At 71.6% G+C, this 16034-nt stretch carries 11 protein-coding genes; 5 read left to right on the forward strand and 6 right to left on the reverse strand.

Annotated features, from left to right (window positions below):
• Window positions 1-5 precede the first annotated feature (5 nt).
• Both IF67_RS0110265 and alc read left to right on the forward strand, forming a co-directional pair.
• The gene (locus tag IF67_RS0110265; protein ID WP_030984334.1) at window positions 6-995 is read left to right on the forward strand and encodes a LysR family transcriptional regulator; all 990 of its coding nucleotides are present in this window, start codon (window positions 6-8) and stop codon (window positions 993-995) included.
• Between the two features lie 91 nt (window positions 996-1086).
• Window positions 1087-2232, forward strand: a complete 1146-nt coding sequence (gene alc, locus IF67_RS0110270) for an allantoicase (RefSeq protein ID WP_030984336.1) — start codon at window positions 1087-1089, stop codon at window positions 2230-2232.
• Between the two features lie 239 nt (window positions 2233-2471).
• Here alc and pepN (IF67_RS0110275) read toward each other — a convergent pair whose 3' ends face one another.
• Window positions 2472-5060: an aminopeptidase N gene (pepN, locus tag IF67_RS0110275; RefSeq protein ID WP_030984338.1), complete on the reverse strand. Its 2589-nt coding sequence runs from the start codon at window positions 5058-5060 to the stop codon at window positions 2472-2474.
• A 211-nt stretch (window positions 5061-5271) separates the two neighbouring features.
• On the opposite strand from pepN (IF67_RS0110275), the gene IF67_RS0110280 reads away from it, so the two are divergent.
• Window positions 5272-5799 carry a DUF1203 domain-containing protein gene (locus IF67_RS0110280; RefSeq protein ID WP_030984340.1) on the forward strand — a complete coding sequence of 176 codons (528 nt, stop codon included), beginning with the start codon at window positions 5272-5274 and terminating at the stop codon, window positions 5797-5799.
• A gap of 74 nt (window positions 5800-5873) precedes the next feature.
• On the opposite strand, the gene IF67_RS0110285 is transcribed toward IF67_RS0110280, so the two are convergent.
• Entirely contained in the window at window positions 5874-6905 is a 1032-nt protein-coding gene (locus tag IF67_RS0110285) for an aspartate-semialdehyde dehydrogenase (protein WP_030984341.1), read from the reverse strand.
• A 403-nt stretch (window positions 6906-7308) separates the two neighbouring features.
• On the opposite strand from IF67_RS0110285, the gene IF67_RS0110290 reads away from it, so the two are divergent.
• Complete coding sequence (locus IF67_RS0110290; protein ID WP_030984343.1) at window positions 7309-9054, forward strand: TIGR03767 family metallophosphoesterase; 1746 nt, start codon at window positions 7309-7311, stop codon at window positions 9052-9054.
• A 37-nt stretch (window positions 9055-9091) separates the two neighbouring features.
• Here the strand turns inward: IF67_RS0110290 and IF67_RS0110295 are convergent, their stop codons facing one another.
• Both IF67_RS0110295 and pepN (IF67_RS0110300) read right to left on the reverse strand, forming a co-directional pair.
• Entirely contained in the window at window positions 9092-10114 is a 1023-nt protein-coding gene (locus IF67_RS0110295) for a hypothetical protein (RefSeq protein WP_030984345.1), read from the reverse strand.
• Window positions 10115-10238: 124 nt separating this feature from the next.
• Entirely contained in the window at window positions 10239-12842 is a 2604-nt protein-coding gene (pepN, locus tag IF67_RS0110300) for an aminopeptidase N (protein WP_030984348.1), read from the reverse strand.
• 127 nt (window positions 12843-12969) lie between these two features.
• Between pepN (IF67_RS0110300) and IF67_RS0110305 the strand changes: the two genes are divergently transcribed.
• Window positions 12970-13605, forward strand: a complete 636-nt coding sequence (locus tag IF67_RS0110305) for a DsbA family protein (protein ID WP_030984350.1) — start codon at window positions 12970-12972, stop codon at window positions 13603-13605.
• A gap of 133 nt (window positions 13606-13738) precedes the next feature.
• Here IF67_RS0110305 and IF67_RS0110310 read toward each other — a convergent pair whose 3' ends face one another.
• The gene (locus IF67_RS0110310) at window positions 13739-14380 is read right to left on the reverse strand and encodes a superoxide dismutase (protein ID WP_030984352.1); all 642 of its coding nucleotides are present in this window, start codon (window positions 14378-14380) and stop codon (window positions 13739-13741) included.
• Window positions 14381-14548: 168 nt separating this feature from the next.
• Window positions 14549-15985 (reverse strand): amino acid permease, encoded by a 1437-nt coding sequence (locus tag IF67_RS0110315; protein ID WP_030984354.1) that lies wholly within the window; start codon window positions 15983-15985, stop codon window positions 14549-14551.
• Window positions 15986-16034 lie beyond the last annotated feature (49 nt).

The raw sequence follows: 16034 nt of genomic DNA on the forward strand, positions 1-16034 counted from the left end.
CCCGCATGGCCGACTGGGACCTCAAGAAGCTGCGCATCCTGCGCACCCTCCACGAGCTGGGCACGGTCACCGCGACCGCCGAGGCGCTGCACATGACGCCCTCGGCGGTCTCCCAGCAGCTGACCGGCCTGGCCAAGGCGCTCGGGGTCACGCTCCTGGAGGCACACGGCCGGCGGGTGCGGCTGACCGGCGCGGCGCAGCTGGTGCTGCGGCACGCCGAGGCGGTCTTCGCCCAGCTGGAGCGCGCGGACGCGGACCTGCTCGGCTACCTCCAGGGGGAGGCGGGGCAGGTGCGGGTCGGCGCGTTCTCCACCGCCATCCCCGCGCTGGTGGTCCCGGCCGTCCAGGAGCTGCGCCGCAGCCACCCGGGCCTGTCGGTCGCCGTACGGGAGGCGGAGGCGGAGGCCGCCTACGAGCTGCTCGCGGAGGGCAGCGTCGATCTGGCGCTGTCGCTGGCCGCGCACGCCCCCACCCCGCGCGACCCCAAGTTCAGCCGGGTCTCGCTGCTCGCCGACCCGCTGGACGTGGCGCTGCCGGCCGGTCACCCGCTGGCCGCCGAGCCGGGGCTGCGGCTGGCCGATCTGGCGGACGAACCGTGGATCTTCGGCAGCAGCGGGCCCTGGTCGCAGATCACCACCACCGCCTGCGAGAACGCCGGGTTCGTGCCCGAGCAGGCCCATGCCGCCGCCGACTGGAGCGCGATCTGGGCGATGGTCGCGGCGGGGATGGGGGTGGCGCTGGTGCCCCGGATGGCGATGGCGGGCGGTCTCGGCGCCGTGGGGCGCGGGGCGGGGGGAGATGCCGTACGGGCCGGGCGCGGCGGCGGGGGAGTGGTGCTGCGGGTCCTGCACGCCGACCAGCCGCGCCGCCATGTGGTCGCCGCCGCCCGGCGCGGCTCCGAAGGGGCGCCGGGGCCGGCCCGGGTGCTGGCCGCGCTCCGGCAGGCGGCCGCCGCCGACCAGACGCCGGAAGACCCGACCATTCAGTTCAGCTGAACGTATTCCTCAAAAACTTTCGATGGACCTGAGGGGTGGTCCGCTGCGACCGTGGAGCGGTCCGCACCTCCCCCTCCGTCGAAAGGCAACGATGACCGCCAGCCCGGCCGCCGACTCCACTGATCCGCACGCCAACGACGCCGCCCCGTACGGTGGCGGAGACCCCTACGCCGACTACCGCGGCGGGGACTTCCCCTTCACCTCGCTCGTCGATCTCGCCGACCGCCGCTTCGGCGCCGGAGTGATCGCCGCGAACGACGAGTTCTTCGCCGAGCGCGAGAATCTGCTGAAGCCCACTCCGGCGGTCTTCGACCCCGAACACTTCGGCCACAAGGGCAAGATCATGGACGGCTGGGAGACCCGGCGCCGCCGCGGCACCGACGGCGACCACCCCTTCCCGGCCGAGGACGAGCACGACTGGGCGCTGATACGCCTCGCCGCGCCCGGCGTGATCCGCGGGATCATCGTCGACACCGCCCACTTCCGTGGCAACTACCCCCAGCAGGTCAGCGTGGAGGCCACCGCGCTCCCCGGCAGCCCCGGCCCCGAGGAGCTGCTCGCCGACGGGGTGAAGTGGGAGGAGCTGGTCCCGCGCACCCCCGTCCGTGGCCACGCCGCCAACGGCTTCGAGGTCACCGTGGAGCGCCGCTTCACCCACCTGCGGCTCAAGCAGCACCCCGACGGCGGGATAGCGCGGCTGAGGGTCCACGGCGAGGTCGTGCCGGACCCGGAGTGGCTCGATGTGCTCGGCACCCTCGACCTGGCCTCCGTCATGCACGGCGGCACCGTCGAGGACGCCTCCGACCGCTTCTACTCCTCGCCCACCCAGATCATCCAGCCCGATCTGTCCCGCAAGATGGACGACGGCTGGGAGAACCGCCGCCGCCGGGTCAGGGGCACCCACGACTGGGTGCGCTTCCGTCTCGCCGCGCAGGGCGAGATCCGCGCCGTGGAGATCGACACCGCCTACCTCAAGGGCAACTCCGCGGGCTGGGCCGCCCTGTCCGGGTGCGACGGCGACCCGTCCGACGAGGCCTCCTGGTTCGAGATCCTGCCGAAGACCAGGCTCCAGCCCGACACCCCGCACCGCTTCCCGCTGCCGCAGGCCGTCACCGCCACCCACGTACGGCTCGATGTCTTCCCCGACGGCGGTCTCGCACGGATGCGTCTGCACGGCGCCTTCACCGAGGCCGGCCGCGCCGCCCTCGGCCGCCGCTTCGACGCCCTGAGCGGCTGACCGCACCGCCTTCGCCGGCCGGGCTCCGTGGGAGGGGCGGGGCCCGGCGGACACCTCCCCCGAGCTCTTGAGGGGTAAGGGGGGACCCCTCGCCCGGCGGACGGCAGCGCACCAGGCGCCCGTCCGCCGGCGGCGTCACCGGCCGTGGCGGCGGAAGGAATTCCCGCCGCCACGGCGGGCAACCCCCATGACGAGGGTCCGGCGGAATCCGCGAAGGCGGCCCCCGCCACGTGGGACGACTAGGCCGCCGCGTCGGCCTTCTGCGCCTTCAGCGCCCGCTCGATCCCCGCCCGCGACTCGGTCATCAGCCGGCGCAGTGCCGCGCTCGGCTCGGCCGACGCCAGCCAGGCATCCGTGGCGTCCAGCGTCTCCTGCGAGACCTGGAGCGCCGGGTAGAGACCCACCGCGATCTGCTGCGCCATCTCATGGCTGCGGGAGTTCCAGATGTCCTTCACCGCGGCGAAGTACTTCGCGGTGTACGGCGCCAGCAGCTCCCGCTGGTCGGTCTGCACGAAGCCGCCGATGACGGACTCCTGGAGGGAGTTGGGGAGCTGGTCGGACTCCACCACCGAGGCCCACGCCCCGTCCTTCGCCTCCGCCGTCGGACGCGCCGCGCGCGCGGACGCGGCATACCGCTCGCCCGCCGAGGTCTTGTCCCGGTCCAGCTCCGCGGCGATGGTCTTCTCGTCCGCCCGGCCGGTGGCGGCCAGCCGGTGCACCAGCGCCCAGCGCAGCTCGGTGTCCACGGCGAGCCCGGAGACCTCCTCGGTGCCCTCCAACAGGCCCTGGAGCAGGTCGAGCTGCTCGTCCGTACGGGCCGAGGCGGCGAACGCGCGGGCCCACGCCAGCTGGTGGTCGCTGCCCGGCTCGGCCGCCCGCAGCTGCTCCAGGGCCGCCGCGGTCCAGGCGGCCAGCCCCGTCTCGCGCCACTCCGGTGCCGCGTACAGGTCCAGCGCCAGCTTCACCTGGCGGTGCAGCGACTGGACGACGCCGATGTCCGACTCCTTGCCGATACCGGACAGCACCAGCGACAGATAGTCGCGGGTGGCCAGTTCGCCGTCCCGCGTCATGTCCCAGGCCGACGCCCACGACAGGGCGCGCGGCAGCGACTCGGTGAAGTCGCCGAGGTGCTCGGTGACGGTCTTCAGCGACTCCTCGTCCAGCCGGACCTTGGCGTACGACAGATCGTCGTCGTTGAGGAGGATGACGGCCGGCCGTGCCTTGCCCACCAGCTGGGGCACGGCGGTCAGTTCGCCGTCCACGTCCAGCTCGATCCGCTCGGTGCGGACCAGCTTGCCGCCCTCCAGCTCGTAGGCGCCGACCGCGATCCGGTGCGGCCGCAGTACGGGCTCGCCCTTGGCGCCGGCCGGGAGCGCGGGCGCCTCCTGCTTGACCGCGAAGGAGGTGATCACGCCCTGGGCGTCCACCGCGATCTCCGGCCGCAGGATGTTGATCCCCGCCGTCTCCAGCCACTTCTTCGACCAGGTCTTCAGGTCCCGGCCGCTGGTCTCCTCCAGCGCGCCGAGCAGGTCCGACAGCCGGGTGTTCCCGTAGGCGTGCGCCTTGAAGTAGGCCTGTACGCCCTGGAAGAACTCGTCCATGCCGACGTAGGCGACCAGCTGCTTGAGGACGCTGGCGCCCTTGGCGTAGGTGATGCCGTCGAAGTTGACGAGCACATCGTCGAGGTCGTTGATCTCGGCCATGATCGGGTGCGTGGACGGCAGCTGGTCCTGCCGGTAGGCCCAGGTCTTCATGGAGTTGGCGAACGTCGTCCACGAGTGCGGCCACTTCGAGCCGGGGGCGTACGCCTGGCAGGCGATCGAGGTGTAGGTGGCGAACGACTCGTTCAGCCACAGGTCGTTCCACCACTCCATGGTGACCAGGTCGCCGAACCACATGTGCGCCAGCTCGTGGAGGATCGTCTCCGCCCGCACCTCGTACGCCGCGTCCGTCACCTTCGACCGGAAGACGTACTGGTCCCGGATGGTCACCGCGCCCGCGTTCTCCATCGCGCCGGCGTTGAACTCCGGCACGAAGAGCTGGTCGTACTTCGCGAACGGGTAGGCGTAGTCGAACTTCTCCTGGAACCAGTCGAAGCCCTGGCGGGTGACCGCGAAGATCTCCTCCGCGTCGAGGTGCTCGGCCAGCGACGGCCGGCAGTAGATGCCCAGCGGCACCGTCCGCCCGTCCTTCTCGTAGGTGCTGTGCACGCTGTGGTACGGACCGGCGATCAGCGCCGTGATGTAGGTCGAGATCCGCGGCGTCGGCTCGAAGCGCCAGACGGTGCCGGTCGGCTCCGGCGTCGGCGAGTTGGAGATCACCGTCCAGCCCTCCGGGGCCTTCACGGTGAACTGGAAGGTTGCCTTCAGATCCGGCTGCTCGAAGGACGCGTACACCCGCCGCGCGTCCGGCACCTCGAACTGCGTGTACAGATAGGCCTGCTGGTCCACCGGGTCGACAAAGCGGTGCAGCCCCTCACCGGTGTTGGTGTAGGCGCAGTCCGCCACGACCCGCAATTCGTTACGGCCGGCCCGCAGCCCGGTCAGCGCGATCCGCGAATCCTTGAACACCTCGCCCGCATCGAGCGCCTCGCCGTTCAGCAGCACCTCGTGCACAGTCGGCGCGACCAGGTCGATGAAGGAGTCCGCGCCCGCCTCGGCCGAGTCGAACCGCACCGTGGTCACGGACCGGAACGTGCCGTGGCCGCTGCCGTCCGCCTCTCCCCCCTCCTGCGCGCCGGAGAGGTCGAGTTCGACCTCATACGCATCCACGGTCAGCAGGCGCGCCCGCTGCTGCGCCTCGTCGCGGGTCAGATTCGTGCCAGGCACCCGTTCGTCTCCTTCGCATTGGTCATTGCATCGGAACTTTCGGCCATCCTTCCATGTGGCCCGGGGCTCAGGAGGGGGCGTATTTCCGGAGGTGGGCGCAGCCCCGGCACAGCACCGCGCCGGCACCCGGCGCCCCGGGTGACCGCGGCGCGCGACCACGGCGTCCGATTGCCGCCAGCACGCCCCACCGGCAGGGCCCGATGCTGGCCGCATGACGACCTGCACCCCTCTTCCCATCCCTCCCACCGCCCTCAAGGAACTCCGCGGTACCGACGACGCCGGACGGCCCGCCGAGCCGTACACCGCGCGTGCGGACGGGGTGCCGCTGGACTGCGTCGGCAGTCTGCTGCGCTGCTGTCTGCGGGACATCCGGGCCGGCGAGCGGGTGGCGCTCGTCTCGTATGCGCCGCTGCGCCGCTGGGCGGCCACGACCGGGGCGCGGCCCGGGGCGTACGAAGAGACGGGGCCGGTGTTCATCCACGCCGAGGACTGCGCCGGCCCGGAGGCCACCGCCACCGCGGAGGGCTACCCGGCCGGCCGGCCCGGCGGGCTGCGCACCGTGCGCCGCTACGACGCCGACGGGCACATCATCGGCGGCCGGCTCCTGGAGATCCCCGAGGACGCGGCAGCCGGGTTCGACGCGGCCTTCGACGAGGCGTTCGCGGAACCGGAGGTGGCGCTGGTGCACGTCCGGGCCGTGGAGTACGGCTGCTTCCTGTTCGAGGTCCGCCGGGCCTGAGGCCGCACCGCCCCGAACGGACGGGTGCCCGTACGGAGACTCCGTACGGGCACCTCGTGTCGTGCGTGCGTCGGTCAGCCGCGCAGCTCGGCCGCGACCAGCTCCGCGATCTGGACGGCGTTCAGCGCCGCGCCCTTGCGGAGGTTGTCGTTGGAGACGAACAGCGACAGGCCGTTCTCGGCGGTCTCGTCCTCGCGGATCCGGCCCACGAAGGACGCGTCCTGGCCGGCGGCCTGGAGCGGGGTGGGCACGTCGGAGAGGGTGACGCCGGGGGCGCCGGCCAGCAGCTCCTGGGCGCGGGCGGGGCTGATCGGACGCGCGAAGCGGGCGTTGACCTGGAGCGAGTGGCCGGTGAAGACCGGGACGCGGACACAGGTACCGGACACCTTCAGGTCCGGGATCTCCAGGATCTTGCGGCTCTCGTTGCGGAGCTTCTGCTCCTCGTCGGTCTCGTTCAGCCCGTCGTCGACGATCGAGCCGGCCATCGGCAGCACATTGAAGGCGATCGGGGCGACGTACTTGTCCGGCTCGGGGAACTCCACGGCCGAGCCGTCGTGCGTCAGCTTGGTGGCGTCCTGCTCGACGGCCTTGCGGACCTGGCCGTCCAGCTCCTCCACACCGGCCAGACCGCTGCCGGAGACCGCCTGGTAGGTGGAGACGACCAGGGAGACCAGACCGGCCTCGTCGTGCAGCGGCCGCAGCACGGGCATCGCGGCCATGGTGGTGCAGTTCGGGTTGGCGATGATCCCCTTGGGACGCTCGGTGATCGCCGACGGGTTGACCTCGGAGACGACCAGCGGGACCTGGGGGTCACGGCGCCAGGCCGACGAGTTGTCGATCACGACCGGGCCGGCGTCGGCGACCTTCTCCGCCAGCGCCTTGGAGGTGGCACCGCCGGCCGAGAAGATCACGATGTCCAGCGCCGAGTAGTCGGCGGTGGCCGCGTCCTCGACGGTGATCTCGGTGTCCTGCCAGGGCAGCGTGCGTCCGGCGGACCGGGCCGAAGCGAACAGCCGCAGCTGCTCGACCGGGAAGTTCCGCTCGGCGAGGATGCCCCGCACCACGCCGCCGACCTGTCCGGTGGCTCCGACGATTCCGATCCTCATGGGACTCCTTCTTTCTGGCCTGACTCGGGTGTCTGCTCGGAACACCTGCTCAGTAGTGCCTCCATCATGTGTGTGACACCCGTCGCCTTGTCCAATCCGTTCCATTCCGTGGCGGCCCGGAAGGCCGGATCGCGACGGAGCGTGGCAGCGTGATCGCTGTACGTGCCGGCCGGTCGCGGGGTGCCCTGCGGGTACCCCGCGGGGTGAACATCCGGTGACCGGCTGCCGCACCCCCGGGCAGCGCTCCGTGACCGGCCGGTGGCCGGCAGCTCCCTGTGCGGTGATGGGTTCCCCGCGTTGCGGTGGCGTTCACACTCAGGTCATCCCCGATGCCAACCATCCCAGGTGACAGGGCAGTTGTGCTGCCCGGCCGCCTTCGCGTTCGCACCCGGGGAGCCCGCGTATGTCCCGTATACGGTCCGCCGCCACCTTCGACCGCCGTACGTTCCTCACCGCCACCGGGGCCGCCGGTGCCGCCACCGGGCTCGGTCTGGCCTTCGGTGTCGGCCCGGACCGGCCGGCGCAGGCCGCCACCGTCACCTCCGGCCCGGCCCCGGCCGCGCCCGTCCCGGTCGATGCCCCCGCCGTCCCCCGTACGCCGTACACCCGGGGGACCACGCTCGCCGGCGTGTCCGCCCCGCGCGGCAGCGGCGGCTACCGCAGGCTCGCCGACGGCCCCGCCTGGAACCGGGTCGTCCGCGCCGATCTGGCCACGGCACACGGCGGGCGAGCCAAGCGGCGCACCGCACTGGCGTCGTTCGTCCAGTTCACCGACCTGCACCTGGTCGATGTGCAGAGCCCGCTGCGCTACGAGTACCTGCGCGCCGAGACCGCCAGCGCCTGGCGGCCGCAGGAGGCGCTGTCGGTGGCCGGTGTGATCTCGCTGATCGAGCGGGTCAACGCGCTGCCCGGCGGGCCCGCCACCGGCGCCCCGCTGTCCTTCGTGATGACCACCGGGGACAACACCGACAACAACTCCAAGCTGGAGCTGGAGTGGTTCCTGACCGCGATGAGCGGCGGCCGGATCACCCCGAATTCCGGCGACCCGCGCCGCTACGAAGGCGTCCAGGACAGCGGGCTGAAGCTGTACTGGCAGCCGGCCAGCGCACTGCGCGACGCCGACAAGCAGCAGGGCTTCCCGCGGCTGGACGGGTTCCTGGAGGCCGCGATCCGCACCGTCCACAGCCCGGGGCTGCGGCTGCCCTGGTACTCGACGGTCGGCAACCACGACTCGCTGCCCGGCGGCTGCTACGCCCCCGGCGACCCCTTCTGGACCGAGATCGCCACCGGCGGCCGCAAGCTGGAGACGCTGCCCGCCGCCGAGGCCGCGAAGGTCTGGAAGGCGGTCAAGGACGGCCTCGACCCCAAGGGCGCGGACTTCAAGCGGCTGCTGACCTCACACACCAAGCAGTCCAGGAGGGTCACCCCCGACGAGCGGCGCGCCCCCTTCACGCGGGCCGAGTATCTGCGCGCCCACCTCGACCCGGCGCACACCGGCCCCGGCCCGCACGGCCACGGCTACACCTCCGCGCATCTCGACGGGAACCGCCTCTACTACACCTTCCGGGTCTCCGACGACGTCCTCGGGATCAGCCTGGATACCACCGACCCCGGCGGCCACTACACCGGCTCGGTCGGTGACGCCCAACTGCGCTGGCTGGAGCGGACGCTGAAGGAGAACGAGAAGGGGGAGAAGGCGCATGTGCTGGTCTTCAGCCACCACACCAGCAAGACGATGAACAACACCCGCCCCGACCCGGCCCACCCGCACGAGCGGCGGCACAACGGCGCCGAGCTGGTGGAGGTGCTGGCCGCCCACCCCGGCGTCGTCGGCTGGATCAACGGCCACAGCCACAAGAACGACATCACCGCGCACGGCAGCTTCTGGGAGATCTCCACCGCCTCGCACATCGACTTCCCGCAGCTGGCCCGGGTCATCGAGCTGGTGGACAACCACGACGGCACGCTGTCGCTGTTCACCACCCTGGTCGAGTCGGCCGCCCCGCACCGCACGGACTTCGCCGACCTCTCGCAGACCGGACTGGCGGCCCTCTACCGCGAACTGTCCTTCAACGCCCCCGAGGCCCGTACGGACCTGGCCGGCACGGCCGGGGACCGCAACGTCGAGCTGCTGCTCCAGCGGAGCTGACGGCCTCGGGCGGCGCCCGCGCCAGGGGAGACACCCCCTAGCGCGGCAGGACCGCGACATACGCGCCCGGCTCCCGGTCCCCGGCTGCCATCAGGGCCGTACGGATCACCGCGGCCTGCTGCTCGGGTGCCGTGCGCAGGGTGCGCGGCAGACAGCGGACGACGGTGATGCCGAGCCGCTCCAGGTGCTCGCGCTTGTGGAAGAACGGCGACTGGAGCGGGTCCTCCTCGGGGCGCGGTGCCCGGGTGTCGATCTCCAGAGCCACCGCGTGCTCCGGCCAGAAGGCGTCCACCCCGCCCAGGTGCGGCCCGCCCGGCAGCCGCAGCTCGACGTTCCACAGCGGGTCGGGCAGTCCGTGGGCGCGCACCATCGCATAGAGCCGCTGCTCGGCCAGCGCCCGGCCCTCGGCCAGCAGGGTGTCCACCGCGTCCACCACATGCGGCCGGGTCAGCAGCCGGGCCCGGCTCAGCTCCCGTACCACCGACGTCGCCTCGCAGTGGCCGCCTCGCACCGCCTCGGTCAGCAGCCGGCGCACCGTCGGGGCGTCGGTGAGCGAGCCGACCGCGTCCGCCACCGCGCGCGGCACCGGCGCGGCCGGCACCCCGGTGATCTCCTGCGCGACGGGCAGCTCCACCGCCCGCACGATCCGCGCGAAACCGGTCGAGCGCAGCCGCCGGGTGCGGGCCACCAGCACCTCGATGCGGTCCAGGGCGAGCAGCGGGGGCGCCTCGGTGAAGCCGTGCAGGGCGAGCGCCGCCAGCCCCGTGATCATCGCCTCGGGGGCGTCCCCGGACGCGGTGGCCTGCCGGGGCACCGTCGGCCCCCGGTGACTGGCGTACAGCAGGACCGCATGCAGCCGGTCCTCACTGGTGGGCGGTCCCGGGTGCAGCAGATAGATGCCGGGGAGCACCTGTTGCCAGGGGCCGCCGGGGCGGCAGCGTTCGGTGACCTCCGCCGCGGGGATGCCGTGCTCGCGCAGCTGACGGGTGGTCATCACCCGGCGGTGCGCGGCGGAGAGGTGCTGGAGGGGGAGGGGGGAGAGCGGGGTGTCGTGGTTCATGACCCCTCGATTCCCGCCTCCGCTCCGCCCCCTAACCGCTGTTACACGCCCGTACCACAAACCGGACAACCCTGTACTAAAGTACGGGCGTTCGACTGCCGAAAGGGCCTGGTCGCCACGGGGGTTACGGCCTCGGTCCGGCCGCCTCGTCACAAGCCTGTGCACGCAGTGCCCGGGCCAGATCGTCCCGCTTCTCCAGGACCAGCCGGCGCAGCGCCGGCGCCGCCTGCGGATGCCCGTCCAGCCAGCCGTCCGCGGCGTCCAGCGTGGCCTGCTCCACCAGCCAGGACGGGAACAGCCCGCGCACCACCTCCATCGCGATCTCGATGGAGCGCTCCCGCCACACCCGCTCGATCGCGGCGAAGTAGCGCGGCCGGTACGGGGCCAGCAGCTCCCGCTGCCCGAACTGCGCGAACCCGGCGTCCGTCGCCTCCACCAGGGCGTTGGAGAGCACGTCGGACTCCACCACCTGCGCCCACGCCTGCGCCTTGACCTCGGCCGAGGGGCGGGCGGCCAGGCAGCGCACCTGGTGGCGCCTGCCGGAGGCGGTGTTGTCGCGGGCCAGCTCGGCGGCGATCACGGTCTCGTCCGCGACGCCGTGCGCGGCCAGCGGCTCCAGGATCGTCCAGCGCAGCTCCTGGTCCACGTCCAGGCCGTCGATCTTCGCCGTACCCGCCAGCAGGCCCTGGAGCAGCTGGAGATCGGCGGGGGAGGCGGCGAGGGCGATGAAGTGCCGGGCCCAGGCGAGCTGGTGGTCGCTGCCGGGCGGGGCCAGCCGGAGTTCGTGCAGCGTGCCTTCGGCCAGCTCCCGGGCGGCGCGCTCCTGGTCCTGGGGCGCGGAGTACTGCTCCAGCGCCGTCCGGGCCTGCCCGTGCAGGGACTGGAGCACGCCGATGTCGGTCTCCCGGCCGGCGAACCGGCGCACCAGATCGAGGTAGTCGCGGGCCGGCATCAGCCCGTCACGGGTCAGGCCCCACAGCGCGGCCCAGCACAGCGCCCGTGCCATCGGGTCGGCCAGATCGCCGAGCCGGGCCCGCAGGGTCGCCAGCGAACCCTCGTCGAAACGGATCTTCGCGTAGGTCAGGTCCTCGTCGTTGACCAGCACCAGCTCGGGCCGTTCGAGACCGGCCAGGCCGTGCACGGTGGTCCGCGGCCCGGAGACGTCCACCTCGGCGCGGGCGTAGCGCACCAGCGCCGAGCCCCCGCCCTCGGAGAACGCGGTCTGCCGCCGGTAGAGACCGACCGCGACCCGGTGCGGCCGCAGTTGCGGGTGCGAGGGCGCCGCCTCCTGGAGGATGCTCAGCTCGGTGATCCGGTCCTTGGCGTCGTAAGTGACCTGTGGGGTGAGGGAGTTGACGCCCGCGGTCTCCAGCCAGGCCCGGGACCAGGCGGCCAGGTCGCGGCCGGAGGTCTCCTCCAGCACCGACAGCAGGTCCGTCAGCCGGGTGTTGCCGTAGGCGTGCCGCTTGAAGTAGCGCCGTGCGCCCTCCAGGAAGGCGTCCTGCCCCACGTACGCCACCAGCTGCTTGAGGACCGCGGCGCCCTTGGCGTAGGTGATGCCGTCGAAGTTGAGCTTGGCGTCCTCCAGGTCACGGATGTCGGCGGTGACGGGGTGGGTGGAGGGCAGCTGGTCGGCGCGGTAGGCCCAGGACTTGCGGCGGTTGGCGAAGGTGATCCAGCCGTTGGTGAAGCGCGTCGACCCCACCAGCGCAAAGGCGCCCATGAAGTCCGCGTAGGACTCCTTGAGCCACAGGTCGTCCCACCACTGCATGGTGACCAGATCGCCGAACCACATGTGCGCCATCTCGTGGAGGATGACGTTGGCCCGTCCTTCGTAGGACGCCTCGGTCACCTTGCCGCGGAAGATGAACTCCTCGCGGAAGGTGACACAGCCCGGGTTCTCCATGGCCCCGAGGTTGTACTCCGGGACGAAGGCGCTGTCGTACTTCCCGAAGGGGTAGGGGAAGTCGAAGTGGTCGTGGAAGAAGTCCAGGCCCTGCTTGGTGACGGTGAAGATGTCGTCCGCGTCGAAGTGCTTGGCCAGGCCCTTGCGGCACAGCGCGCCCAGCGGGATCTCCAGCTCGGTGCCGTCCTCGAAGGTGCGGCGGTAGATGTCGGAGACGTAGTGGTACGGGCCGGCGACCACGGCGGTGATGTACGTCGAGATCGGCTGGGTCACGGCGAAACGGTGCCGGCCGCCCTCGGCCTCGCCCTCCTGCGCACCGTTGCTGAGCACCCGCCAGCCCTCGGGGGCGGTCACCTCGAAGGTGAACGGGGCCTTCAGATCGGGCTGTTCGAAGTTGGCGAAAACCCGCCGGGAGTCGGCCGGCTCGTACTGGGTGTAGAGGTAGACCTCGCCGTCCTCGGGGTCCACGAAGCGGTGCAGGCCCTCACCGGTCCGGCTGTAGGCGCACTGTGCGTCGACGACGAGGGTGTTCTCGGCCGCCAGGGAGTCCAGCGCGATCCGGGTGCCGTCGAAGACCGCCGCGGGGTCCAGCTCCCGGCCGTTGAGGGTGACGGAGGTGACCGACGGCGCCAGCAGGTCCGCGAAGGTCGAGGCGCCGGGCTCGGCGCAGCGGAAGCGCAGCGTCGTCCGGGAGCGGAAGGTCTCCGCGTCCGCACCGGAGGCGACCGCTGAGCGGACGTCCAGCACCACGTCGTAGGCGTCGACGCCCAGCAGTCGACCCCGCTCACGTGCCTCGTCCCGGGACAGATTCTCACCTGGCACGACGTGACTCCCTCGTCCTCGTCCACGAATATCGAACAACGGGAATCATGGCACGCCCGCCGTCGGTTGAACCGTCCACGGAAGCGCCCCGCTGACCGACCCAGCACAGCTCGCATAAGGAGACCCCGTGTCCGAGACCGCCAAGACCCCCGCAGACTTCTGGTTCGACCCGCTGTGCCCCTGGGCGTGGATGACGTCCCGCTGGATGCTGGAGGTGGAGAAGGTCCGCCCGGTCGAGGTGCGCTGGCATGTGATGAGCCTGGCGGTGCTGAACGAGGACAAGCTCGACGAGCTGCCGGAGGAGTACCGCGAGCTGCTGGCGACCGCCTGGGGCCCGGTACGGGTGTGCATCGCCGCCGAGCAGCAGCACGGCAGCGAGGTGCTCGGCCCGCTCTACACCGCGCTCGGCACCCGCTTCCACAACCGCGGCCTGGAGCGCACCCGCGAGACGATCGTGGACGCCCTGGAGGAGGCCGGTCTGCCCGCCGAGCTGGCCGACGCGGCGGACTCCGACGCGTACGACAAGCAGCTGCGCGCCTCCCACAAGGAAGGCATCGACCTGGTCGGCCAGGAGGTCGGCACTCCCGTCATCGCCGTCCCCGGCCACGACGGCGAGCAGATCGCCTTCTTCGGCCCGGTCGTCACCCCGGCCCCCAAGGGCGAGGAGGCCGCCAAGCTGTGGGACGGGACGCTGATGGTCGCGTCCATCCCCGGTTTCTACGAGATCAAGCGGACCCGGACGCAGGGCCCGGTCTTCGACTGAGGCGTGGCACTGCGGCACAGGGGAGCGCCTCCGCACGTATCGGACGTGCGGAGGCGCTCCGTTATTCCGCCTGCCGGGTGAGCGGTGAGAAGACGATCACGAGGCAGGACGACTGCGGCCGCGGGCGGGGCCGTTACGGCGCCAGCAGCAGGCTGTGCGCACGCTCCTTGGCGGACGCGTACCGCTTGGCGACGTCCTGCCAGTTCACGACCTGCCACATGGCCTCGATGAAGTCCACCTTCTGGTTCTTGTACTGAAGGTAGAAGGCGTGCTCCCAGGCGTCGAAGACCAGGACCGGGACCGAGCCCTGACCGACGTTGCCCTGGTGGTCGTAGACCTGCTCGACGACCAGCCGGGCGGAGACCGGCTCGTAGGCCAGCACGCCCCAGCCGGAGCCCTGGGTGGTGGCCGCGGCCTTGGTCAGCTGGGCCTTGAACTTCGCGAACGAGCCGAAGGACTCGGCGATCGCGTCGGCCAGCTCGCCCACGCCGTCCTTCTCCAGCGGCTCGCCGCCGCCGTCGCCGGTCATGTTGTGCCAGTAGATGCTGTGCAGGATGTGGCCGGAGAGGTGGAACGCGAGGTTCTTCTCCAGGCCGTTGATGCTGCCCCACGAGTCCTTGTCGCGCGCCTCGGCGAGCTGCTCCAGGGTGTCGTTCGCGCCCTTCACGTAGGCCGCGTGGTGCTTGTCGTGGTGCAGCTCGATGATCTCGGGGCTGATGACCGGGGCCAGCGCCGAGTAGTCGTACGGAAGTTCAGGAAGTGTGTAGGTGGCCATGCCGAGCCTCTCCAACTGCTTACGACTTCTTATTGCAATTGATGTGCAGAAGCACGCTACCAGCAGGACTGATCATCGGCCGGTTCCGCGGCCCGGCCTGGTCCCGAAGACGCAGGCGGGGCGGGACCTCGGAAGGAGGTCCCGCCCCGCCTGCGGGGAGTGGGGTCGTTACTTCTCGGCCAGGTCCGCGCCCTTGCTCAGCGACTGCTGCCGTACGAGCCCGATCACGGCCAGGACCACCCCGAAGCCGCCGGTGAACAGCAGCTGGATGCGCTGGTTCTCGTCGCGCAGCATCAGCAGCAGCACCGCGACGATGCCCGCCAGCGCCACCCAGGTCAGGACCGGGAAGGCCCACATCTTCACCACGAGCTTCTCGGGCGTCTCGCGCTCCAGCATCCGGCGCATCCGCAGCTGGGCGGTGGCGATGAAGCCCCACACCACCAGGACGGCCGCGCCGACCATGTTCAGCAGCCACTGGAAGAGCGTGCCGGGCCACAGGAAGCTCAGCAGCACCGCGAAGAAGCCGAAGGTGGCGCACAGCAGGACGGCGCGGCGCGGGACGCCGCCGCTGACCTTGCCGAGGAAGGCCGGGCCCTGCCCGCGGGAGATGAGCGAGTACGCCATCCGCGAGGAGCCGTAGAGGTTGGCGTTCACCGCGGAGAGCAGCGCGATCAGGATGACGACGTTCATGATCTGGCCGGCCGCCGGGATCTTGAGGTAGTCCAGGACCGCCACGTACGGGCCGCTCTTGGCGATGGAGGGGGCGCTCCAGGGGATGACCGTGACGATGATGGCCATCGAGCCGACGTAGAAGAGGGCGATCCGCCACATCGCGGTGCGCACGGCGCCGGCGACACCGCGCACCGGGTCCTTGGACTCGGCGGCCGCGATGGTCACCGTCTCCAGACCGCCGTAGGCGAACACCGAGGCCAGCAGACCGACCATCAGGCCGTCGACGCCCTTGGGCAGGAAGCCGCCGTCACCGGTGAGGTGCGAGGTGCCCGGGGCGTGGGTGCCGGGGAGCACGCCGAAGATGGCCAGCAGGCCCAGGACCAGGAAGATGCCGATCGCCGCGACCTTGAGGGCGGCGAACCAGAACTCGAACTCACCGAAGTTGGAGACCGCGGTCAGGTTCGTTCCGGTGAAGATCACCATGAACAGCAGGACCCACATCCACGGCTCGGTGCCCGGGAACCACTGGAGCATCACATCCGCGGCGCCCAGCGCCTCGGCGGCCACCGCCACACACAGCAGCGCGGTGAACATCCAGCCGACCGTGAACCCGGCCCAGGAGCCTATGGAGCGCTCGGCGTGCACGGAGAAGGAGCCGGAGGCCGGATTCGCCGCGGCCATCTCGCCGAGCATCCGCATGATCAGCATGACCAGCGCGCCGGAGACGGCGTAGGCCAGCACGATGGACGGGCCGGCCGCCGCGATGCCTTCGCGGGAGCCGACGAACAGGCCCGCGCCGATCACCCCGCCCAGGGCGATCATCGAGAGGTGGCGCTGCTTGAGGCCGTTGGACAGCGTGGAGCCGCTGCCGGGGCCCTGGACCGCGTCGCCGTGCTCGCGCGCGGGTGCGGCGGACGAGGGTGTCCGATTCATGTCGTACCTGTCCCAGTAGGTGAGAGCGGAGCAAGGCGATACTGCGTTC

The sequence above is a fragment of the Streptomyces sp. NRRL S-1813 genome (genome assembly GCF_000719605.1).
Classification (GTDB): domain Bacteria; phylum Actinomycetota; class Actinomycetes; order Streptomycetales; family Streptomycetaceae; genus Streptomyces; species Streptomyces decoyicus.

What these genes read in the sequence shown, in the direction of transcription:
- IF67_RS0110265 (WP_030984334.1), top strand. Translation starts at nt 6, where the DNA reads ATGGCCGACTGGGACCTCAAGAAGCTGCGCATCCTGCGCACCCTCCAC.
- alc (WP_030984336.1), top strand. Translation starts at nt 1,087, where the DNA reads ATGACCGCCAGCCCGGCCGCCGACTCCACTGATCCGCACGCCAACGAC.
- IF67_RS0110280 (WP_030984340.1), top strand. Translation starts at nt 5,272, where the DNA reads ATGACGACCTGCACCCCTCTTCCCATCCCTCCCACCGCCCTCAAGGAA.
- IF67_RS0110285 (WP_030984341.1), bottom strand. Translation starts at nt 6,905, where the DNA reads ATGAGGATCGGAATCGTCGGAGCCACCGGACAGGTCGGCGGCGTGGTG.
- IF67_RS0110290 (WP_030984343.1), top strand. Translation starts at nt 7,309, where the DNA reads ATGTCCCGTATACGGTCCGCCGCCACCTTCGACCGCCGTACGTTCCTC.
- IF67_RS0110295 (WP_030984345.1), bottom strand. Translation starts at nt 10,114, where the DNA reads ATGAACCACGACACCCCGCTCTCCCCCCTCCCCCTCCAGCACCTCTCC.
- IF67_RS0110310 (WP_030984352.1), bottom strand. Translation starts at nt 14,380, where the DNA reads ATGGCCACCTACACACTTCCTGAACTTCCGTACGACTACTCGGCGCTG.
- IF67_RS0110315 (WP_030984354.1), bottom strand. Translation starts at nt 15,985, where the DNA reads ATGAATCGGACACCCTCGTCCGCCGCACCCGCGCGCGAGCACGGCGAC.